The sequence below is a fragment of the Pseudomonas sp. R1-1 genome (assembly GCF_051132135.1).
GTDB lineage: Bacteria > Pseudomonadota > Gammaproteobacteria > Pseudomonadales > Pseudomonadaceae > Aquipseudomonas.
Genome location: NZ_CP071663.1, coordinates 4,082,629 through 4,104,815 on the forward strand (window position 1 = coordinate 4,082,629; position 22,187 = coordinate 4,104,815).

The 22,187-nt window shown below is 56.6% G+C and carries 18 protein-coding genes and 1 pseudogene (1 of these 19 running past the window's edge); 12 read left to right on the top strand and 7 right to left on the bottom strand.

What is annotated here, in order from left to right:
- Positions 1-1,020: the 5' portion of a non-ribosomal peptide synthase/polyketide synthase gene (locus tag J3P75_RS18175; RefSeq protein ID WP_434707698.1), read on the bottom strand. Its footprint begins 11,301 nt before the window's first position; the window shows 1,020 of its 12,321 coding nt (coding positions 1-1,020); the start codon lies at positions 1,018-1,020; its stop codon lies beyond the left edge, outside the window.
- Between the two features lie 298 nt (positions 1,021-1,318).
- Positions 1,319-2,056, bottom strand: a complete 738-nt coding sequence (locus J3P75_RS18180; RefSeq protein WP_434707700.1) for a thioesterase II family protein — start codon at positions 2,054-2,056, stop codon at positions 1,319-1,321.
- A gap of 129 nt (positions 2,057-2,185) precedes the next feature.
- On the opposite strand from J3P75_RS18180, the gene J3P75_RS18185 reads away from it, so the two are divergent.
- The gene (locus J3P75_RS18185) at positions 2,186-3,319 is read left to right on the top strand and encodes a cupin-like domain-containing protein (RefSeq protein ID WP_434707701.1); all 1,134 of its coding nucleotides are present in this window, start codon (positions 2,186-2,188) and stop codon (positions 3,317-3,319) included.
- Positions 3,320-3,426: 107 nt separating this feature from the next.
- On the opposite strand, the gene J3P75_RS18190 is transcribed toward J3P75_RS18185, so the two are convergent.
- On the bottom strand, positions 3,427-4,599 hold the full coding sequence (locus J3P75_RS18190; RefSeq protein ID WP_434707702.1) for an MFS transporter: 1,173 nt from the start codon (positions 4,597-4,599) through the stop codon (positions 3,427-3,429).
- Between the two features lie 241 nt (positions 4,600-4,840).
- Between J3P75_RS18190 and J3P75_RS18195 the strand changes: the two genes are divergently transcribed.
- The 4 genes from J3P75_RS18195 (at position 4,841) to J3P75_RS18210 (ending at position 9,135) form a co-directional block, all read left to right on the top strand.
- Positions 4,841-5,641, top strand: coding sequence for a glucose 1-dehydrogenase (locus J3P75_RS18195; protein ID WP_434707703.1), 801 nt, complete (start codon positions 4,841-4,843; stop codon positions 5,639-5,641).
- Positions 5,634-7,460, top strand: coding sequence for a glycoside hydrolase family 15 protein (locus J3P75_RS18200; protein WP_434707704.1), 1,827 nt, complete (start codon positions 5,634-5,636; stop codon positions 7,458-7,460). Before J3P75_RS18195 ends, J3P75_RS18200 begins: the two co-directional genes overlap by 8 nt.
- Positions 7,461-7,769: 309 nt before the next feature.
- On the top strand, positions 7,770-8,159 hold the full coding sequence (locus tag J3P75_RS18205; protein WP_434707705.1) for a hypothetical protein: 390 nt from the start codon (positions 7,770-7,772) through the stop codon (positions 8,157-8,159).
- An 88-nt stretch (positions 8,160-8,247) separates the two neighbouring features.
- Positions 8,248-9,135 carry an alpha/beta fold hydrolase gene (locus J3P75_RS18210; protein ID WP_434707706.1) on the top strand — a complete coding sequence of 296 codons (888 nt, stop codon included), beginning with the start codon at positions 8,248-8,250 and terminating at the stop codon, positions 9,133-9,135.
- On the opposite strand, the gene J3P75_RS18215 is transcribed toward J3P75_RS18210, so the two are convergent.
- Positions 9,104-10,087, bottom strand: a complete 984-nt coding sequence (locus tag J3P75_RS18215; RefSeq protein ID WP_434707707.1) for a GlxA family transcriptional regulator — start codon at positions 10,085-10,087, stop codon at positions 9,104-9,106. The two genes, J3P75_RS18210 and J3P75_RS18215, sit on opposite strands and share 32 nt — an antisense overlap.
- A 91-nt stretch (positions 10,088-10,178) precedes the next feature.
- Between J3P75_RS18215 and inhA the strand changes: the two genes are divergently transcribed.
- From inhA to J3P75_RS18250, 7 genes and pseudogenes are all read left to right on the top strand, one after another.
- Positions 10,179-10,847 carry an isonitrile hydratase gene (gene inhA / locus J3P75_RS18220; RefSeq protein WP_434707708.1) on the top strand — a complete coding sequence of 223 codons (669 nt, stop codon included), beginning with the start codon at positions 10,179-10,181 and terminating at the stop codon, positions 10,845-10,847.
- A 350-nt stretch (positions 10,848-11,197) separates the two neighbouring features.
- Positions 11,198-12,763: a methyl-accepting chemotaxis protein gene (locus tag J3P75_RS18225; RefSeq protein ID WP_090282598.1), complete on the top strand. Its 1,566-nt coding sequence runs from the start codon at positions 11,198-11,200 to the stop codon at positions 12,761-12,763.
- 671 nt (positions 12,764-13,434) lie between these two features.
- The gene (locus J3P75_RS18230) at positions 13,435-14,859 is read left to right on the top strand and encodes an asparagine synthase-related protein (protein ID WP_434707709.1); all 1,425 of its coding nucleotides are present in this window, start codon (positions 13,435-13,437) and stop codon (positions 14,857-14,859) included.
- A gap of 15 nt (positions 14,860-14,874) precedes the next feature.
- Positions 14,875-15,555 (top strand): lasso peptide biosynthesis B2 protein, encoded by a 681-nt coding sequence (locus tag J3P75_RS18235; protein WP_434707710.1) that lies wholly within the window; start codon positions 14,875-14,877, stop codon positions 15,553-15,555.
- Positions 15,556-15,567: 12 nt separating this feature from the next.
- Positions 15,568-17,223 (top strand): ATP-binding cassette domain-containing protein, encoded by a 1,656-nt coding sequence (locus tag J3P75_RS18240; RefSeq protein ID WP_434707711.1) that lies wholly within the window; start codon positions 15,568-15,570, stop codon positions 17,221-17,223.
- Positions 17,224-17,610: 387 nt separating this feature from the next.
- Positions 17,611-18,009, top strand: a pseudogene (locus J3P75_RS18245) (methyl-accepting chemotaxis protein); the annotation flags it as partial.
- 197 nt (positions 18,010-18,206) lie between these two features.
- Positions 18,207-18,689 carry a hypothetical protein gene (locus J3P75_RS18250; protein WP_434707712.1) on the top strand — a complete coding sequence of 161 codons (483 nt, stop codon included), beginning with the start codon at positions 18,207-18,209 and terminating at the stop codon, positions 18,687-18,689.
- Between the two features lie 182 nt (positions 18,690-18,871).
- Here J3P75_RS18250 and J3P75_RS18255 read toward each other — a convergent pair whose 3' ends face one another.
- The 3 genes from J3P75_RS18255 to J3P75_RS18265 form a co-directional block, all read right to left on the bottom strand.
- The gene (locus tag J3P75_RS18255; protein ID WP_434707713.1) at positions 18,872-19,237 is read right to left on the bottom strand and encodes a DUF6124 family protein; all 366 of its coding nucleotides are present in this window, start codon (positions 19,235-19,237) and stop codon (positions 18,872-18,874) included.
- 940 nt (positions 19,238-20,177) lie between these two features.
- Positions 20,178-21,320 (bottom strand): IS481 family transposase, encoded by a 1,143-nt coding sequence (locus J3P75_RS18260; RefSeq protein ID WP_434707542.1) that lies wholly within the window; start codon positions 21,318-21,320, stop codon positions 20,178-20,180.
- Positions 21,321-21,471: 151 nt separating this feature from the next.
- Complete coding sequence (locus J3P75_RS18265) at positions 21,472-22,152, bottom strand: alpha/beta family hydrolase (protein WP_434707714.1); 681 nt, start codon at positions 22,150-22,152, stop codon at positions 21,472-21,474.
- Positions 22,153-22,187 lie beyond the last annotated feature (35 nt).

The window sequence follows — 22,187 nt, forward strand, 5'->3', positions numbered from 1 at the left end:
GTTGACGAAAAAGCCGATCAGCCCTTCGGTTTCGCCTCGGTTGCGGTTGGCAATCGGCACGCCGACGCGAATATCGCGCTGCCCGCTGTAACGGTGCAGCAAGGCGTTGAACGCCGCGAGCAAGAGCATGAACAAGGTGACCTGGTGCTGCTGCGCGGTGTGGCGCAGTTGCCCGGCCAAGACTTCATCGATGGCGAATTCGTAGCGCGTACCGCGATAGCTCGGCATCGCCGGGCGCGAATGGTCCAGCGGCAGTTCCAGCACCGGATGCTCATCGCCCAGTTGCGCTTGCCAGTACTCGAGTTGCCGCGCCTGCTCGCCCGCCTCCAGCCAGCGTCGCTGCCACAGCGCGTAGTCGCTGTACTGGATCGGCAACGCGGCCAGTTGCGGCGTGAGCCCGGCGTCGAACGCGTCGTAGCAACGGATGAACTCGTCGATCAACACGTTCATCGACCAGCCATCGGAGACGATGTGGTGCAGGGTCAGCAGCAGCACGTGCTCCTGCCCGGCGAGCTTGAGCAAGGTCACGCGCAACAGCGGGCCGACTGCCAGATCGAACGGTACCAGCGATTGCTCTTCGGCGGCCTGCATCACCGCCTGCTCGCGCTCACTCGGTGGCAGTGCGCTGAAATCTTCGTGCCTGATCAGCAAAGGCGCGGTGGCGGGCACTTGCAGCAGGCTGTCGTCATTCTGACGCTGGAACACCGTGCGCAGGGTTTCGTGGCGCTCGACCAGACTGGCAAACGCCTGTTCCAGCGCGAGCAGATTCAGCTGACCGCGCAGGCGCACCGCACCGGGCAGGTTATAGGCGCCGCTGTGCGGATCAAGCTGCCAGAGAAACCACATGCGCCGCTGCGCGTAGGACAACGCCTGACGGTCCTCGGCCTCGATGCCGGCCGGAATCGGAAACCGGGCGAAATCGACGCCCTCCTTTTGCAGGGCCGCGAGGAACATCTGGCGCTTTTCCAGGGGCAACCCGATAAACCGGCGAGCAAGTTTCAAGGAGTCTTCAGCATTCATTTCTCAGCATCCGGATCAGTAGGCAGGAAGCACAAAGGCACGTCATCCCTTTAAAACGAATGCAGACCGGAAAAATTAGCGAATGAGAACAACTGTCAGACGAGACAGCCGAGGGCTTTTTCGGACACACACAAAACCCTTGTAGGAGCGAGCCTGCTCGCGATGGCGATGTGTCAGGCGACATCAATATTGGCTGGTCCGACGCCATCGCGAGCAGGCTCGCTCCCACAAGGAATCGGGGATGGGTCGGGATTTCTGGTTCGTTGAACAACCAGTGTGGGAGCGAGCCTGGTGTTGGTCAGGCTGTGGCGGCGATGGCGTGGCGGCGGTGATGCCTTTCCAGTTGGTCCTTGATCACCTTGAGCACTTTGGCTTCGTGTTCGTGGATGAAGAAGTGCCCGCCGGCCAGCATGTCCACCGAGAAGCTGCCGTGGGTTTCCTGGCTCCAGCCGATCAACTGCTCGGTGGTGGCGCGGTCGGCCTTGCCGCCGAGCACGTGCACCGGGCAATTGAGCAGCGGGCGCTGCAGCGGCTCGAATTTGCCGCATAACTGGAAATCGGCGCGCAGGATCGGCAGGGTCAGGCTCATCAGTTCTTCATTGGCGAGCACTTCTTCGCGGGTGCCATTGAGTGTGCGCAGTTGCTCGATCAGCTCGGCATCGGTTTTCGGTTCGGCAAAGCCGCGATCGTAATCGGCACGCAGGGTCGGCGCTGCCGTGCCCGATGCGAACAGCGCCACCGGTTCCGGGCAGCCCAGCGCGCGCAAGGCATGGGCCATTTCACAGGCCAGCAAGGCGCCGAGACTATGGCCGAACAGCGCATAGGGCGCATGCAGTGTCGGCCGCAACTCTCTGGCAAGTTGCATCGCCAGCACACGCATATCGGTGTGCAGCGGTTCGCCAAACCGCGCGCCGCGCCCCGGCAGCTCGACCGGTTGCAAGTGCAGCCACTGCGGCAGTTTTGGCCGCCAGCGGCTGTAGACCATGGCACTGGCACCGGAGTACGGCAGGCACAGCAGGGTCAACTGAGTCACCACGCTTCCCTCGAAAAATTCATCTGTAGAGAGAAACGGATGCGCTGGTGGGCAAATTAGTCGTCGACCAGTAAATTGGCCAAACGGGTGCTCGTTAACTGTTCAGGCCAAAACCAATAACGAGGGATCACCGTGGACCTGCAGAGCATTCTCGGCAAACTGTTCGCCAATGCCGGCGCTGTCGGCATCGAAGGCGTGTTTCAATTCGTGTTCGGTCCGCAGCAGGCCTACTGGTCCGAGGTCAAGGCCAGCAGCCGCACCGAGGCAGGCCGCCACGCCAGCCCGGACGTGACCATCGAAGTCGCGGAAAAGGACTTTCTCGGGATCATGGGCGGTATGGCCAACGTCGAAGAACTGTTTGCCAGCGGCCGCCTGAAGATCGGCGGCAACATGGGCCTGGCGACGCTGCTGCCGCAAATCATCGAACATGCGATGCACGGCGGCGCGGTGGCGGAAAAGGTCGACATGAACAAGCGTTACCCGACGCCGCCGCGCCTCAGCGAAAAACTCACCGCTGGGCTGCCGACGCAACGCAACGTCGAACGCATTGCGCACAGCGATCTGTCGGTTGCCGAATTCAAAAGCCGCTACCTGCCCAACGGCATTCCGCTGGTGATCAGCAATGCCCTGCACGACTGGCCGCTGTTCAAGCTCAGCCGGGAACAATCGCTGGTGCATTTCGCCGAGCTGCAGGGCATCACCCGCCACGGTGATTATGTGAAGAAGACCTTCTCCACCGAGCGGGATTTTCGTTCGACCTCAATGGCCGAATTCATCGCCTCGCTGGACCAACCGGCAGTGAAACGTGCAGATGGCGAGCCACCCGCCTACATGGGCAACAACATTCTGCCGGCGCAACTGCTGCAGCAGATCAAGTACCCGCCCTACTTCGATGCCGCGCAGTTCATCCCGCCACGCATCTGGATCGGCCCCAAAGGCACGCTGACCCCGCTGCACCGTGACGACACCGATAATCTGTTCGCGCAGGTCTGGGGGCAAAAGACCTTCACCCTCGCTGCGCCGCATCATCGCCAAGCGCTGGGCACGTGGTCGACGGCACCGAAAGGCGGACTGGATGGGTGTGATTTCAATCCCGATGCGCCGGATTACCAGCGCTTCCCCGCCGCGCGCGACGTGCCGTTTTTGCGGGTGACGCTGGAGGCCGGGGATCTGCTGTTTCTGCCGGAGGGCTGGTTCCATCAGGTGGAGTCGGTGTCGACCTCGCTGTCGGTGAATTTCTGGGTCAATTCGGGCCGGGGCTGGTAACAAGCCCCCTGTAGGAGTGAGCCTGCTCGCGATAGCGGTCCATCATTCAAAATCATATTGACTGACACACCGCTATCGCGAGCAGGCTCACTCCTACAGAAGCTGATCTATTTCAAATGGCGGAAACTCTGCACCGCAGCGCCGAGCACCACCGCCCCCGCGGCAATCGCCAGCCAGAAACCGCTGCGCGCACCAAACGCATCGACCAACGCGCCGGAGCCCGCCGCGCCGATCGCTACACCGATACTCAAGCCGGTGACCAGCCAGGTCAGGCCTTCGGTCAATTTGGCCGGCGGCACGATGCGCTCGATCAGGGCCATCGCCACGATCAGTGTCGGCGAAAAGAACAACCCGGCAACGAACATTGCCACCGACAAGCTGACAATATTGCTCGCCAGCAACAGCGGCAGAGTCGTCACCGCCGTCGCCACCCCGCCGTACAAAAACAAACGCGGCAATGGCAGTTTCGAACGCATCGCGCCGAAGGCGATCCCCGCCAGACACGAGCCGATCGCATACACCGACAACACGATGCTCGCCGCCGCCGGTTGCCCCTGGTGTTGCGCGAACGCGACGCTGACCACATCGACCACGCCGACGATAACGCCCATGGCGATCATCAGCGCCAGCAGCAGTTGCACGTCAGTCGAGGCGATGATCGAGCCGTGATGGTCAGACCCATGCGGATGTACCGGCGGCTCGGTGCTGCGCTGGGCGACGAATGCGGTCACGCCGATTGCCAGGGCCAGCAACGCTGCCAGCGGCCCGGCTTCGGGAAACACCGCCACGCACAAGCCCACCGACAACGGCGGACCGACGATAAAACACACCTCATCGAGCACCGACTCCAGCGCATAGGCGGTCTGCAATTGCGGCTGACCGCGATAGATTTCGGTCCAGCGCGCCCGCACCATCGCCGACATGCTCGGCATGCAGCCGGCCAGTGCGGCAAACACGAACAACGTCCAGCTCGGCGCCTGCAACCGCGTACACAGCAGCAACAGCAACAGCGCCCCACCACCGATCAGCGCCGACAACGGCAGAATCCGCCCCTGACCGAAACGATCAACCAGCCGCGACACCTGCGGTGCGCAAAACGCCGTGGCCAGGGCAAACGTCGCCGCCACGCCGCCAGCCAGCGCATAGCCGCCCTTGAGTTGCGAAAGCATGGTGATCACGCCGATACCGGTCATGGAGATCGGCATGCGCGCGATCATTCCGGCCAGCACAAAATTTCGCGCGCCGGGAGCATTGAACAATTCGCGGTAAGGGTTTGCCATCGGTTGCAGCCTCATCAAGGGCCGACACGTTGCCATAGGCTCGCGGCAGGGGGGAAGCGCGCAATTGTTGGTGGAATGTGAAAGGCCGCTCTCACCTTGGACTTGCGGTGTACACCAACCCTGTGGGAGCAAGCCTGCTCGCGAAGACGCCAGCAAAACCACCTCGACCTTTGCGCCAAATGAACTCTGGCGCCACACCACCAGTCAGCTAGGTAAGCCCTCACTCAAGGCGCAACTTTCCATGCAGATTTCCCTCGCCCGACAAGTCGCGATCGTCACCGGCGCCAGCTCCGGCATCGGCCACGCCTGTGCCAAAGCCCTCGCCGCAGCCGGCGCCGCGGTGGTCATCAACTACAACAGCAACGCCGAACCTGCAGAAGAACTGGCCCGGCAGATCATTGCCGACGGCGGCCGGGCGCTGGCCATCGGCGCCGATGTGTCGAAGGAGGACGAGGTCGAACGGCTGTTCAGCGAAACCCTCGACGCCTTCGGTGCGCTGGACATTCTGCTGGCCAATTCCGGGCTGCAAAAGGATGCGCCGGCGGTGGACTTGACGCTCGATGACTGGAACAAAGTGATCGGGGTCAACCTCACCGGCCAGTTCCTCTGCGCCCGCGCCGCCCTGCGGATTTTCAATCGCCAGGGCATTCGCCAAGGCGTGTCGCGCGCCGCCGGCAAGATCATCCACATGAGTTCGGTGCATCAGCGCATTCCCTGGGCCGGGCACGTCAACTACGCCGCCTCCAAGGGTGGCGTCGACCAGTTGATGCAGACCCTTGCACAAGAAGTCAGCCATCAGCGCATTCGCATCAACGGCATTGCGCCGGGGGCGATTCGCACGGCGATCAACGCCAAAGCCACCGCCGACGACGCTGCAGAAAAACTCCTCGAACTGATTCCCTACGGCCGAATTGGCGATGTCGAAGATGTCGCCAATGCCGTGGTGTTTCTCGCCTCGGATGCCTCCGACTACATCGTCGGCACCACCCTGTTCATCGACGGCGGCATGAGTCTTTATCCGGAGTTTCGCGGCAATGGCTGAGCCTATTCCGGAACGACAAAGCGCCATCGATGCCCACGGCATCATCGGCGACATGCGCAGCGCGGCGCTGATCAACGATCGCGGCAGCGTGGATTTTTTCTGCTGGCCGGAGTTTGACAGCCCATCGATTTTCTGTGCATTGCTGGACACCCCCGACGCGGGGATTTTCCAGCTCGCGCCGGACCTGCCCGATGCGCGCCGTGAGCAGATTTACCTGCCCGACACCAACGTCCTGCAAACCCGCTGGCTAAGCGAACACGCCGTGGTGGAAATCACCGATCTGCTGCCGGTGGCCGACAACCCGGACGACTTGTCCGTGTTGCTGCGCCGGGTGCGGGTGGTCAGCGGTGAGGCGACGTTTCATATGCGCTGCGCCGTGCGCCACGACTATGCCCGCGCCGACACCCGCGCGCATATGGACGGACAAACCGTGGTGTTCAGCGCCGAGGGCCAGCCCTCACTGCGCCTGGCCGCCGATCAGCCACTGAGCATCGACACTGAAGCGGCCGTCGCCACCTTCACCCTGAGCCACGAGCAAAGCGCCGAATTCATCCTCGGCGCCGAAGACGATCCACGCTTTCAGGAGGGCGCAGCGCAGTTGTGCCTGCAACGCACCTTGCAGTTCTGGCGCGGCTGGATCGGCCAGTCCAACTACCGCGGGCGCTGGCGTGAAATGGTCAACCGCTCGGCCCTCGCGCTCAAGCTGCTGACGTCCCGTCGCCACGGCGCGATCCTCGCCGCCGCGACTTTTGGCTTGCCGGAATCACGCGGCGGCGAACGCAACTGGGACTATCGTTATACTTGGATTCGCGACGCCTCGTTCACCGTGTACGCATTCATGCGCCTGGGTTTCGTCGACGAGGCCAACCACTACATGCAATGGCTGCGCGGGCGCGTCAGCGATTGCTGCGGCAAACCGATGAAGCTGAACATTCTGTACGCCATTGACGGCCAGCAGGAATTGCCCGAGACCGAACTCTCGCACCTGTCCGGACACGGTGGCGCGCAACCGGTGCGCATCGGCAATCAGGCGTACGACCAGATCCAGCTGGATATTTTCGGTGAGCTGATGGACGCCGTGTATCTGGTCAACAAATACGGCGATGCGATTTCCCACGAAGGCTGGAAACACGTGTGCGAAGTGGTCGGTCAGGTGTGTGAAACCTGGCAGACCAAAGACGTCGGCATTTGGGAAATGCGCGGTGAGCAGCACCACTTTCTGCACTCGCGGCTGATGTGCTGGGTCGCGCTGGATCGGGCTATTCGTCTGGCGTCGAAACGCTCGCTGCCCGCGCCTTTCACCCAATGGGATCAGACCCGGCAGGCGATCTACGCCGATATCTGGGACAACTTCTGGGACGAAGAGCGCGGGCATTTCGTGCAGTACAAGGGCAGCACCGCCCTGGACGGCTCGATGCTGCTGATGCCGCTGGTGCGCTTTGTCAGCGCCAAGGACCCGCGCTGGTTGTCGACCCTCACAGCGATCGAGAAAAGCCTGGTGCGCGACGGCATGGTTTATCGCTATCGCAACGACGACAACAACATCGATGGCTTGACCGGCACCGAAGGCGCCTTCGCGGCGTGCTCGTTCTGGTACGTCGAATGCCTGGCCCGCGCCGGACAGGTGGAAAAAGCCCATCTGGAGTTCGAGCAACTGTTGCGTTACGCCAACCCGCTGGGCCTGTACGCCGAAGAGTTCGACAGCCACGGCCGGCATTTGGGCAACACGCCGCAAGCGCTGACGCACCTGGCGTTGATCAGCGCGGCGAGCTTTCTCGATCGCAAATTGAGCGGAGAAAAGAGCAGCTGGCAGCCGTAACCAGTCGATTATTCGCCAGAGTCCGTCAGACAAATCGCAGGTTAAACGCGTTTTGCCGAAGTCCGTCCTACACTCCATCAACGCCTGCAAAAGCCACAAGTAACCGCTGCCTCCCGCAGCGGTTACTTGTGTCGACAGTTTGTGTAAAACCACGACGCAGGAAAACTCACAAATCGCCGGCAACGCTGCCTCGGTAACTTGCACTTACACCACGAAATACCTTGTTGCCAGCCGAAACATCCGCCCCTAACATCCAGCGCAACGGGCACAGCGGAGCTGTCCAACAAAACCCGAATTCAAGGAAGCAGAATGCCTCGACACATCCAGCGCAGCATCGACTCCCCTCTTCGCACGGGCCTGACCCGCCGCCAGCTCTGGGAAGACACCGACCAGGGCCTGATCAAATGCTGGGAAGTCGGCCGCCAGCGCGCCGCCCGGTTTCCCGATCTGGCTCAACGCTGCGCGGCCGGCGAACTGCCGGTCCTCGGCTGGAAAGGTGGCGTCAGTCGTAGCCTGAAGAAAAACGAAAAATACGGCTCGCTGAAATACCTGGCGCAGTGGCAAGGGCTGCGCGGCGAGGATCTGGACATTGATCTGGCCGAGGAGCGTTCGCTGACGTGCACACGGACGAAAATGAAGGTGACGTTTACCCCGGAGCGGGCGAAGTATTTCAATCAGGTGGCGGAAGTCGAGGCTTAGTGCCTGGCGTCTCGTCGGTTGAGTTGAGCCGGGCTGTCTGATCGCGAGTCCAGAGTTTTTGAATGCGATTCAAACGGAGTGGTTAATCATGATCGAGACCGTGCTGACCTCAACCCTGACCATCGCCTACGAACAGCATGGCCCGGAAAACGGCGACCCGGTGATTCTGCTCCACGGCTTTCCGTATTCGCCGCGCGCCTTCGACGAAGTCGCCCCGGCGCTTGCCGCTCAAGGCTACCGCGTCATCGTGCCGTACTTGCGCGGCTATGGGCCGACCCGCTTCAACAGTGCGCAAACGCTGCGTTCTGGCCAGCAAGCCGCGATCGCGCAGGATCTGCTTGATCTGATGGACGCGCTGGGCATCGATCAGGCAACGCTTGGCGGCTATGACTGGGGCGGTCGGGCGGCGTGCATCGTCGCGGCACTTTTTCCCGCACGCGTGCGCGGGCTGGTCAGCGGCGATGGCTACCTCGTGCAGGACATCGCCCACTCGAACCAGCCGCTGGATCCCGAAGACGAACATCGGCTCTGGTATCAGTACTACTTCCACACACCGCGTGGCGCCGAGGGGCTGAGGCAAAACCGTCGGCAGTTGTGCCACTTGCTCTGGCGGCTGTGGTCGCCGACGTGGTCGCGAAGGGAGGAGCGCTATCCGCTGACCGCTACGGCTTTTGATAATCCTGATTTCATCGAAGTGGTGATTCATTCCTACCGGCATCGCTTCGGCTATGCTTCGGGCGACCCGGCACTGGAGTGGATGGAAGAGGCGCTTGCGAAACGACCGGTGATCAGCGTTCCGACCGTTTCACTGTGCGGTGCCGACGATGGCGTCGGCCCGCCTGCGGTTATTGATGAAGATGCCGAACATTTCAGCGGCTTTTATGAGCGGCGGATTTTGGCCGGGGTCGGCCACAACATCCCCGAGGAAGCGCCGCAGCAAATCCTCAAGGCGTTGCTGGATCTGCTGCAGCGCTGAGCGAAAACCGCTCGCGATAAGCCTGCGGCGTGACGCCAATGGCGCGCAGAAAACTACGGCGCAACGTTTCTTCACTGCCAAATCCGCAATGGGCGGCGATGCGTTTCACCGGCAAGCCAATGTCGCTGAGCAGCCGGCGCGCGGTTTCGACGCGGATCAGTTCGATGGCGCGAGCCGGGGTCTGGCCGGTGTCGGCGCGGTAGTGGCGCACGAAGCTGCGTTCGCTCATGCCGGCCTGTTCGGCGAGGGTCGCAATGCCGAGGTCGCAGGTGAGGTTCTCGGCGATCCATGCGTGCAACTCATCAAAGCGGTTGCCCTGATTCTGCAACGACAGCGTCACGCTGAATTGCGATTGCCCGCCGGGACGCTTGAGAAACACCACCAGATGCCGTGCGACGTCGAGGGCGATATCTCGGCCAAGGTCTTCCTCGACCATCGCCAAGGCCAGATCGATGCCGGCGGTGACCCCCGCCGAGGTCCAGACGGGGCCGTCATTGATGAAGATCGGGTTGGCTTCGACGCGCAGATTCGGGTGCTGCTGCGCCAGTTGCTCGCAGCGCGTCCAGTGGGTTACCACGCGGCGACCGTCGAGCCAGCCGCTGGCGGCGAGGAGAAAGGCACCGGTACACACCGAAGCCACGCGCCGGCATTGATTACCGTGCTGGCGCACCCAATCGACCAGTTGCAGATCCTCAGCAGCCGGATAAATGCCCCAACCACCGGCGATGATCATGGTATCGCTGGGCTCGCTCGGCAAGGGTTCGGCCAACACCGCCAAACCCGCCGACGACATCACCGCCCCGCCGCCGCTGGCAATCACCGTTGGCGCATAGGGCACCGGCATTCCGCGCTGGCGAGCTAGATCGTTCGCCGAGGCGAACACCTGCAACGGCCCGGTGACGTCGAGGATCTGCATGTTGGCAAAAGCGAGGACGTGAATGGCTTTGGGCATTTTGGCGTAATTCGTGGGGTAATTGGCGTATGCGCCAGAACCTACGCGCCTACAATGAAGCCGTCCAGCCCTTTTCATGAGAGTAAGCACGATGACTTTGCAGATCGGTTTTCTGTTGTTTCCACAGGTTCAGCAACTCGACCTGACCGGCCCTTACGACGTACTCGCCTCCCTGCCGGGGGTGCAGGTGCATCTGATCTGGAAGGATTTGATGCCGGTCACCGCCAGCACCGGCCTGCTGCTGAAACCGACCACTACGTTCGAGGATTGCCCGGATCTGGACGTGATCTGCGTGCCCGGCGGTGGCGGCGTCGGGCCGTTGATGGAAGATGAGCAAACCTTGAATTTCATCAAACGCCAGGCAGCGCAGGCACGTTACGTGACCTCCGTTTGCACCGGTTCGCTGGTGCTCGGCGCGGCAGGCCTGCTGCAAGGCAAACGCGCGACCACGCATTGGGCGTATCACGACCTGCTGCCGACACTGGGCGCGATTGCGGTGAACGGCAATCTGTTTACCGGTGGCGGAATCACTGCGGGGATCGATTTTGCCTTGGTGCTAGCGGCGGAACTGGTGGATGCGGACACGGCGCAACTGGTGCAGTTGCAGCTGGAATATGCGCCGGCACCGCCGTTCAACTCCGGCAGCCCCGAAAGCGCGTCGAGTGCGATCGTCGATGAAGCCCGCCTGCGCGCTGCTCCTTCGTTGAAGTTGCGCACAGAGATTACCGAGCGCGCAGCGGCCAAGCTCAACCTGCGCTGATCCTTCAGCCCAACACCATTCCCTGTAGGAGTGAGCCTGCTCGCGATGGCGGTGTGTCAGTCAATTTAAATGTGGCTGACATACCGCCATCGCGAGCAGGCTCACTCCTACAGGGGACCGCGGTTGATCGTGATTGGGGGCTGTGCCCGGTTATCGCCGCATCTTCATGCACTCGCCCCGCCCCGTGTAAAAATCCTTCGAGAAAACCAGCCGCGGATCGTCATTGCGTATCCGATGCTGGCCAATTGACGCAAGCACCGTTTTGCGACGCCGTACTTAAATCTGAAAAAAAACTTCAATAAAAACCTGTCAGCGCCGACAACCTTTCAAAGCCTTGCGGATTGAACAACATGCGTAATAACCAGCCCATCACACAACGCGAACGGACTTTTCCGGCACAGCAACGGTTGATTTCCACAACCGACGCCAAGGGCGTGATCACCTACTGCAACGACGCTTTCGTCGAAATCAGCGGGTTTTCGCGTGAGGAGCTGATCCGTGCACCGCACAATCTGGTCCGTCACCCTGACGTACCGTCGGCGGTGTTCTCGCACATGTGGGGCACACTGAAACAAGGCTTGCCATGGATGGGCATTGTCAAGAATCGCTGCAAATCCGGTGACCACTATTGGGTTAACGCCTACGTCACACCGGTGTTTGATGGCAGCCAGGTGATCGGTTACGAGTCGGTGCGCGTCAAGCCCACCGCCGAACAGATCCGCCGTGCCGAAGCGCTCTACCAACGCATCAACCAGGGCAAGTCGGCGATTCCTTCAACGGACAAATGGCTGCCGATCCTGCAGGACTGGCTGCCGTTCATTCTGGTCAGCCAGTTGAGCTTCATGATCGGCGCGACCCTGACCTCGCAGTGGGGCTTCGCCCTCGCCGCCGCGCTGTCGGTGCCACTGGGCCTGATGGGCCTGCAATGGCAGCAACGCGGGCTCAAGCGCTTGCTGCGCCTGGCCGAACAGACCACTTCCGACCCGCTGATCGCGCAGATGTACACCGACAGCCGTGGCGCACAGGCGCGTCTGGAGATGTCGATCCTCAGCCAGGAAGCGCGCCTGAAAACCTGCCTGACCCGCCTGCAGGACACCGCCGAACACCTGACCGATCAGGCCAAGCAGTCCGACGCCCTGGCGCACAACAGCTCGACCGGCCTGGAACGCCAGCGCGTGGAAACCGAACAGGTCGCCACCGCCGTCAACCAGATGGCCGCCACCACCCAGGAAGTCGCCAGCCACGTACAACGCACCGCTGACGCCACCCAGGAAGCCAACCGCCTCACCGGCCGCGGCCGCGACATCGCCGGCGAAACCCGCGAAGCCATCCAGCGCCTGTCGGTGGTCGTCGGCGAAACCGGCCTGACCGTGACGCAACTGGCCAAGGACAGCGACGAAATCGGCGGCGTGGTCGACGTGATCAAAGGCATCGCCGACCAGACCAACCTGCTCGCCCTCAACGCCGCGATCGAAGCGGCGCGTGCCGGCGAGATGGGTCGCGGCTTCGCCGTGGTGGCTGACGAAGTACGTCAACTGGCGCAGCGCACCAGCGAATCGACCGGCCAGATTCATGCGCTGATCGCCAAGCTGCAGCAGACCGCCTCCAGCGCCGTGCAAACCATGGAAGCCGGGCACCGCCAGGCCGAAGAAGGCGTGGCGCGGGTGCTGGAAGCGGATCAGGCACTGGTCGGCATCAGCGAAGCAGTGGCCAACATCACCGACATGACTACCCAGATCGCCGCCGCGACCGAAGAGCAAAGTGCCGTGGCTGAAGAAATCAGCCGCAACATCAGCAACATTTCGGAACTGGCGGACCAGACCTCGGAACAGGCGCATAACTCGGCGTTGCTGAGCGAAGAGCTGACCAAGACGGCGAATACGCAGTACTCGTTGGTGGAGCGGTTTAACCGCTGATCGCAAGGCTGGAATGAAGAACCCGGACGGCGTGAGCTTCCGGGTTTTTTGTTGCCTGTATGAAAGGGCAGACCGCTTTCGCAACAGGCGCTGGTCATGCAGGAATCTCGACGATCAAGTCACTTCGCGCTAGGCGTTTAAGATCCACCCAAAATACGTTTAAAACACGCATCGCATCACCACCTGAAGCCTACAGACCCTCTCGCCATTACCTACATCAACGACAGAATCCGCTGGCTTGTACGCCTGGCGCATGGGCTCTATCGTGACCTTGTTCCATAAATCCGCAAAACGATTTGCAGAATAGGTTTCTTTAAAGGAATGCCTATTCAAAAGAATGTTTCTTATATCTACCCCCGTTACTCAACACGTAATTCTCAACAATCATCCACAGCTTATTCAGGCATTTAACTTAGAAGAGGATTGGATCATGTTAAAAAGAAACAAGTACGTCACTCTCGATAAAACAAGCCGCCCTTTGATGTTCAAAGCGACCCCAACGATAAATGGCTACGGTGGAGGCTGCGTCCTGGAAGGCAAATACTTCATTTTTCGGCCAGATTGCGGCGGCCCTAGAATTCCAAGCCCGAGGTAACTCCCAAACGTCATTATTGAGCGCCCCTACGGGCGCTGAATAATCCGTCCACCTCACATAAAGCCAAGGAGTGGCCATGAACAACGAAGGAAAGCGCTATCAAGCGCATAACCCTAATTCAGCACCACAATACCCCACCGCAGAAAAAATAGTGCACGTGAATCCCTTATCATCCTGCAAGTTGATGATAATCGACAATAGTATCGGCAGAATTGTGAGCGATAATTTCGAGCAATCAATATTCAAAAAAGAACCGGACAGGTATCAAATAATTCACCAACTTACCCGAGACGAACCTGTCTTAATGCCGACCTATTGGCCAGGGTTCATAATGCTCCCACCCTCCCATACCTACACATACGATACCATATCAAAGACCAGCACCATTGAGACCAACCTCACCCGCCTTCAAGACCAACATCTAGTCGCAAATAAAGACCCTTTTGAATTGATAATTGATTACATCGCCAAAGAACATATTAAAAACAAACATGAAAAGCTTGTCGTGCGTTTCTCGGGAGGCGTCGATTCAACGTGTTTACTACTTGCAGCGATCGAAGTCGCTGGGAAAGATCACGTTACCGCCATCACTTGGTTCGACGAAAAATGTAGTGCAAACAACGATAAAAACACAGCCACCGCTTTATGCAAAACACTTCAAGTAAACCACATATTGTTCAAGCTCGAACCAGAAGACTTCTTCCAGGAAGTGAGTCCGACTGATTATTTCCATATCAACTCCAGCATGGCTTCAGAGCAAGTATTCAAGAAAGAAAGAGACTTTATCCTCTCCCAACTAGGAGACGAATTCATTGTATTGGATGGGCATGGAGGTGATCATTTGTTTTTAGACCCCGTCCCCTCCGCTGCATTCCAACATCCAATTAGTAAAAAGAGATTTTTCAAGGGTTTAAATATAGCTGCAACAATCTCCAGACTGACAGGGTCGAACTTCTACCAAACCCTTACTCAAAACAGGCGACTACAAAATAACGAGACTGATCAGTTAAGTTATTTTTTCAACACGAAGTTTTTGCCGCGAAGGGGTGCTGAAAAATCCAAGAGTCTAGCCGAGGAACATGTACAAGCTATAGCACAGGCCGTTTTCCAGAATTCGATGAGTTCGACCCTTAACAAGTCCGGCAACATAATTTTTCCATTCACAAGCCAGAAAATCATTGAATATGCACTTACACAAGACCCATACAGCATGTTCGATGAAAGTGAAACCAGACTACCATTAAAGCGAGCCTTCAGAAAAAAACATCCAGACATACTACTTCGACGTGACAAGGGGCATATAACAGGCGCCTATCAAAAAGCATTAACATTTCATCAAAAAGACATCATAAGCAAGCTTCGCAGCAATTGGATGAACCAAGAAAATATAATTAACATGCCCAACATAGAAAACTCTATAAATCGCTCAGCAATGGGATTTGGAGGCGTCGAAAAAAATCTGCTGAACATCATATGCACTTCATTAATTAAAAACCTTTAAAAGAGAAAAGGCAAAATGGATTTTACTTTTCAGCCCCACGCACACGCCATCTTGATAGACAATCAACTTGTTGTGCTTGATGAAAAGCGCGACACCTACTTGATTTTTAACGAATCACAAACCACGACACTGACTAACGGCGACAAGGACTGCACTGAATACAACGAGATTCGACACGAACTCACCTCTCTAAACATCATCACCGATACTATTGACAACGCTACCCCTTTAACAAAAGCGAATGATGACTATGAAGGTATTGATAACTATACGTGGGGAATAAAAAGGCAAAACCCTCGTCAACCCTTTAAATTGCTACCGACAATGCGGGCATGCCTGGATCTCCTGCATTTAAAGCTAACAATCGCATTCGGTGGCCTGGAAACCTGCCTGGCTAGCATGAGAGCCTCAAAAAAAGCTCTATCAGGAAGCCCTTTATCAGCGTGGCATGAAAGTATTGAAAGCTATGCGCAAGGGATTCGTATCGCTTCACTTGTATTGCCATTTAAGGTCAAGTGCCTCGAATCTTCTGTCTGCCTTTTCAAACACGCCATGAGAAACAATAAAGACTGTGACTTCTTTATTGGCGTTCAGTTATATGATTTCCTTTCGCACGCCTGGGTTGAAATAAATGGAAAAGTCATTACCGATGATCCACACCTATCACGCAAGCTCCCTAAAATACTAACAATATAAGGCTGCTCAAAAATGAACTGGCTCCACCAATACATGAAGATTTTTAAAATCATATCAAAAAACTATCGCTGGTTCACAGCCAGCTTTATCGGAATATCAGCCATATTTCTCCTCTGCAGTGCCCTAAACTCCCTTCTTCCGGTTATATTGAGAAATGCTGCCAACTCCATTCATGAATCAAATAGCACGCAAACCCGGTTTCTGTTTTTTGCAGCATCTTATTCGATCATATGGACTCTTTCGCAGGTTCTTTCGAATATACGTGGAATATTATCAGCCTGGATACTTGCAAAATGCGACACTACAATCTACGAATCAATCATTAACAGGATTTTTCAATATCCATATAAAAAACAAAAAAACCTGGACCCAGGATTTATTGTAGCCGACATAAACAGATCCGCCAGCAGTTTCAGCATGATAACCATAGGCGTATTCTGGACAATTACTCCTATCATCGTCGAAATTATCATCGCCATAAGTGTGCTGTACGCGATCATGGGCCCCGCCTACGCATTCTTGTTCCTCCTCTCCTCCTTAATACTTATATGCATATCGATTTACGTCGCCAAGTCAAGCTCCAGCATTCATCGAGAATTATATGAGGCAGACGCCAAACTATCCAGCTATACAGTCGAAAGACTTGGCCGCACTTACGACATAAGGCTCAATAGTACCCAACTTAAGGAGCGTCATGCAGGAAAAAACTTTTTTGACAACTATGTCAAGACAATCAGAAAAGCCAATCTTCATATGGGCATTCGCATCGCCGCCCAAGGATTAGCAATTGGAGTCGCTTTGGCTTTTTTTCTGACCTTGGCAGGAATTAATTATAATTCAACATTTACCCCAGGTGATTTCATCATGATCACCGGCTACATTACAATGTTCACGATGCAATTACATTTAATGTCTGGAACATTGATAAATCTTCAGGGACACCTCGTCTCCCTGGCTGACGGCGTTAAATATATCGAAGAAGAAACCTATATCTCGCATTACCCGAACACCTCTCACACCGAACAAGGCTTTGTTCTTAGAGACCTATCACTTACCAAGGAAAATAACGTTATATTTTCCAGAATCAACTATCAATTCAAACAAGGTGTAAATATTATATCAGGCAGTTCTGGCGCAGGAAAAACAACACTCATCAATACGCTTTTAGGTCTCGAAGAAAACTACACTGGAGCGATACATTATAGAGGACACTTGATAAACGAGGCCATGAGCGAATTCATACTCTCTGAGGTTTCCGTTGCACCACAGCAACCTATACTCATAGCTGGCACCTTTAAAGACAACCTGCTTTATGGAGCAAAAACTGTCTCCTCGCAAAAGCTAAGATGGGTTATTGAACTTCTGGGATTTTCAAAAGACGACTCTGAAACAGAAAAATTATTGAATACCGTGATAGGCGCCGCGAACAGCGAACTCAGCGGGGGAGAAAAACAACGAATTGCCATTGGCCGAGCGATTCTAAGAGATAACCGTACGTTAATACTAGACGAGCCGACCTCTTCACTTGACGAGATAACCGCTCACAAAATCATTGATTGGCTTGCCGCCAACATACCTTGCTTAATAATTGTCACTCATGATGCTGGTTTGAAAAAGAAATACGGCGTGGCAATAGAGCTGAGCGAACATTACCCTCAGGGCACTTAGCCGCTCAGCGTGTTCCCCGCCCGCGATGAGTGCTATCGGACCGGCCAGCATGAATACAACCTCCACCCAAAAACCCGCAACACAGCAAGTTCGCGATGTAGTGACATTCCTTGATGTTCGGCAAGCCGCGCGTGCTGGGCAAAAAGTGTTCAATAAATTTGTGATCACTGGCAGGCTACCTATTACAAGGTAGGCCTAGATGCCAGCCATATCGGCCAAGGCCGAAAGCAAGCGAGATTTACAGCTCAGACGGCGTGATCGCCACAGGTTAAGAACATCGTAACTTTCCATAGCCCCAATCACTTTAGAATTTGCCAAAGGCAACAATCTTTTAGTTTCAAAAGCCCGGAAAGCGAAAGCTCAGGGCTTTTTACTACCCGCTGTAACGTCGTCGCTGAAGAAGTGCGCCAACTGGCGCAACGCACAAGCGAATCCACCGGCCAGATTCACGCTGATCGCCAAGCTGCAACAGACCGCCTCCAGCGCCGTGCAAACCATGGAAGCCGGGCATCGCCCGGCCGAAGAAGGTGTGGCACGGGTACTGGAAGCGGATCAGGCACTGGTCGGCATCAGCGAAGCAGTGGCCAACATCACCGACATGACCACCCAGATCGCCGCCGCGACCGAAGAGCAAGGTGCCGTGGCAGCAGAGATCAGCGGCAACATCAGCGACATCTCGTTACTGGCGAACCAGACCTCGGAACAGGCGCATAACCAGGCGCTGAGCGAAGAGCTGACGAAGACGGCCAACACGCAGTATTCGTTGATGAGCGATTTAATCGCTGATCAAGGCTGGAATTAAAAAACCCGGACGGCGTGAGCTTCCGGTTTTTTTGTTGGATCACAGAATACCTGCCCACGCATTCACATTTGGATGACGCTGTCTAGCTGTCAGGTTTTACAGTAGACGACCCCAGATAAAACCCCGCTAATGGGTCCGGTGCTTTACCTGCGTTTGGTCAAATACGGAGAAGGATTTCATCATGAGCATAAAGACTATTTTCCTTCCGAAGGAAGGAAGTATTAAGCGTACCTCCGATGACTTTCATTGGAATTACGGGAAAGAGCCCATCAACGCTCAAGACTGCTCGTTTTACTACAGCGTCTTTCCGCCAACCGGTGAAAAAAGTTGGGTCATTGCCGGTTCGACCGGGAAGCCGGTGGACGGAAATTTTTTTGCGTTTCTGATAAGCGTTCCTTACCTCGACGAAGACTTGATGGAGTACACCTATAAATTGAATGACGGCCAAGGTCTGCATTTCGGTCATCTTCATTCAGTACCGGCTCCACCGGGATTCGAGGGAGTCACAATTGTCGATGCCGATGACGCGGAACTTACCCTCAGACTGGACCGGAAAGCGGGCTACGTCACCGGCGAGTTCAGAGCACTGTTCAAATCACACGGATATCGTTTATTGCCAAATGGAACATTCAAAATGAAACGAACCGACTCCCCTGAAAGTTGATTATCTCTGTCAACCAAGATAGTCGCGCCATTGCGGCGCCAACAGAAGGCGTTCAGTGGCTGACAGATCGCTATCGCGAGCAGCTCACTCCTTGGACTGCGGAACGTCACAGACTATGTGCCCGACAGCAATCCCTTGTAGGAGCGGGTCCGCTCGCGATGAGGCCATAACAGTCAGCGAAATTATTGAGGCAACTTCAGCTTATCCAGCAGGCGATTGACCAGCAGCTCGTTCAGCATGATCACCTGTTGCAGCGCCAGCAGCGGTTTACGCTCCGGGCCGCCTATCGAGTGGGCGATGTTGCCGGCCATGGCATGAGCGTAGGAAAGTGACGCGCTCGCCTCCACCAGCAGGGTTTCGTCATCCAGTGACGGATCGACGAGATAGACCGGGCGGTGTTTCGGCGAGCTTGGCGCAGCCGCCAGGTCTTCGGGTTTGAGGTAGTAATCGAGGGCGCGATCAGTGGCTTCTTTGATCTTTTGCGGGATAAGCGCTGGGTCGTGGGGGATCTGGTCGATGACGGGTGGATTGGGTGTGATTTTGAACATAGATAAAGCTCCAATTTGAAAATGGGAGCCATCACCCTCGCTACCAAACGGCGGGTGGCGGCCATGCGCGGGTTGGTAGACCGGTCAAATTGGGTAACCCGGCGCTCACGGAGGAGCCCCACGCATGCCCACCATACAAAGCCACACCTCAAAAAAAGAGACAGCATCGACGGTGTCGCGACAACGACAATTTGAAGCGGGCTACCAAACCCGATCACTGTTTTGCAGTGACAGGCAAACGATATAGCCCGCTCCATAGCCGTGTAAGCCGGCGGATTCTGGCGTACGCGTAGGCAACGGCGCAAGGAGTTGTAGCCGTTATGGCGTAACGGCCTGTGTACTTTAAACACGCTCAAAAATCATGTTCATGCACAGGGAATGCCGGACCGAGAGAGCTTCCAGTTTTTTAACCTGTCAGTTAAATCGTCCCTCACCCTAGCCCTCTCCCAGAGGGAGAGGGAACTGACCGTGGTGGATGCGAAACCTACGCCGACCTGAAATACCGAGTCGTACACAAATTTCAAAGCCAACGCAGATCGGCTCCCTCTCCAGGGGAGAGGGCTGGGGAGAGGGGCAAATCCACTGCAGATCCAAAGCCAGCCGCTTCTCACCACTCAATAGGCCGAGTGTCAGCTCGCCTGCTTTTGATCTTGATCCACCGGCGACGTTGGAAAGCTGAGCGCCCGGATCGATCCCGGAGCGAAGGGACCCGAGCCTGCGAGGGCCGAACGCAGGAGCTAGCGTTTAGGGGTTACCTTTTTGGCGTTTGGAAAAGGTGACCCGCCGTAAGCGCGGAACCCTAAGCAGCCGTTACCGCAGCAACGGATATGCGCCCAAAAAGCAAGATCAAAAGCGAACCCCCTCACCCCAACCCTCCCCCCAAGGGGGTGTATGTACCGGAGACATGGTGGACACATGTTCGGAGACATGGTGGACGGTTTTAGATCTTCTTACCTGCCGTCACGACCTGCAAGTTCAAGTCGATTCGAGCGACACGATGTCTACTCCAGTAGACATCGTGGATGCCGTCCTCCGTCGTCTCCCTGATCGCTATGCACCTGCCATAAAAAGCCTTTCCAATCTTGTATTCCCGATTCCTCCAAAAGATTTCGCCTCCCACCTGTACCTTCCTGACCACATCCGCGTCGCTGTACTCCGGTTCCGCCGGTCGCTCCTGATATTCCCTTGGGCTGCCACTGTAACGAGCCGCCGGCACCGCCATGCCCAGCGCCTGATGAGGGCGTTTTTGGTTGTAGATGTCGCGCCAGGTATCAAACGCCCGTTGTGCGTCGTCGAGATCGGTGAAAAACCGGCCTTGCAGGACTTCATTTTTCAGGCTGCGGTGGAAGCGCTCCAGTTTTCCCTGAGTCTGAGGATGATAAGGCCGGGAGTGACCGACCTTAATGCCCTGGCTCATCAGCCAGACTTCCAGCGCAGTATAAACGCCAGTCTGATCGCCCCATGGCGAGCCGTTGTCCATCGTCATGCGCAACGGCAGGCCGTAGCGTCGAAACGTCCGGATTAGATGGTCTTGTACAGTTTGGCGCTGTTCATTGGCACATGCGGCAATGCATAGCGAAAAGCGTGAGTGGTCGTCCAGTATTGTGAATGGATGGCAGCGTCCGTGGCTCAGACTGAAATGTCCCTTGAAGTCGATCTGCCATAGATCGTTAGGCGCTTCGTGCTCAAAGCGGATAAATGGTTTGATCTCGGTAGCCTTTGGATCAACACGCGAATGACGCTGCAAAACCGCATGCACAGTGCTGACAGAGGGCATCACAGCGCCTTCATCTTCCAGCACGCGCTTGAGCTTGCGGGCACCCCAGGCCTCGTATCGCTGACTCATGGTCAGAATCCGCTGCTCAACCTCATCAGCACAACGTTTCGGTGATGTTTTCGGTCGACGGGACTGATCGTGCAACCCCTCTACACCTGATATTTCAAACCTGTTGAGCCATTTGTAGGCAGTACTTGGGCTGATATTGAATCGACGGCAAAGCTGCCGAACATTCGCTCCTTCTTGCCGAGCTAAATGCACAAACTCTGTACGAAGTTGCATGGTGGATGCCTCTTGCCAGGACACAGGTCATCTCCTTGATGATGAGCAATGTGCCTATTAAAAAGTGTCCACCATGTCTCCGAACACCTGTCCACCATGTGTCCGGTACATACAGGGGGCGAGGGGGAAAGGGGGCTGATCTTCATGCGGTTCAAAATTTCGGCCCGGCTCAAATTCAGTCACGAAGAAATTCAGCCACTTTCTGCGCAGCACTCGCCAAATGATCCGAATGCGCAAAGCCAGAAGCCTTGAGCGGCTTCAAATCATGGTCCCCGGAGGCCAACCAAAACACCTCAATACTTGGCGATAGGTCGTAAGCCTCGACAGCGTCCCGATTGCCGAGAGCATCCCGTTCGCCTTGCACAATCAGCGTCCGAGTCTGCAAAGAAGCCAAATGCTCAACCCGCGGCTTCTCCGGTTTCCCCGCCGCATAAAACGGATACCCCAGACACACCAACGCATCCCCACCCAACTCATCCGCCAGCAAACTGGCCATCCGCCCGCCCATTGATTTCCCGCCAACCGCCAAAACCCCAGCGACCTGGCGCCGAACAACCGCAAACACCTCCCGCCAGCACTCCAACAGTTTCGCCGCAGGATTAGGCGGCCGCTTCACACCGTCAACCCGCCGCTGCGCCATATAAGGAAACTCAAACCGCAACACGTTGACCCCAAGCCCGGCAAGGCGCCCAGCCATGTCGTTCATCCAATCGCTGTCCATCGGCGCCCCCGCCCCATGCGCCAGGATCAACGTCGTCGAAGCCTCACCCACAGCGGCGTCCCACAGCCACCCATGATCACGCACACACTGCGCCCATTGATCCCCGTCAATACTGGCCTTGTGCTGTTTGTCCATGCTTGCCTCGCTTTTAGTCTGCCTATAACTCCAGG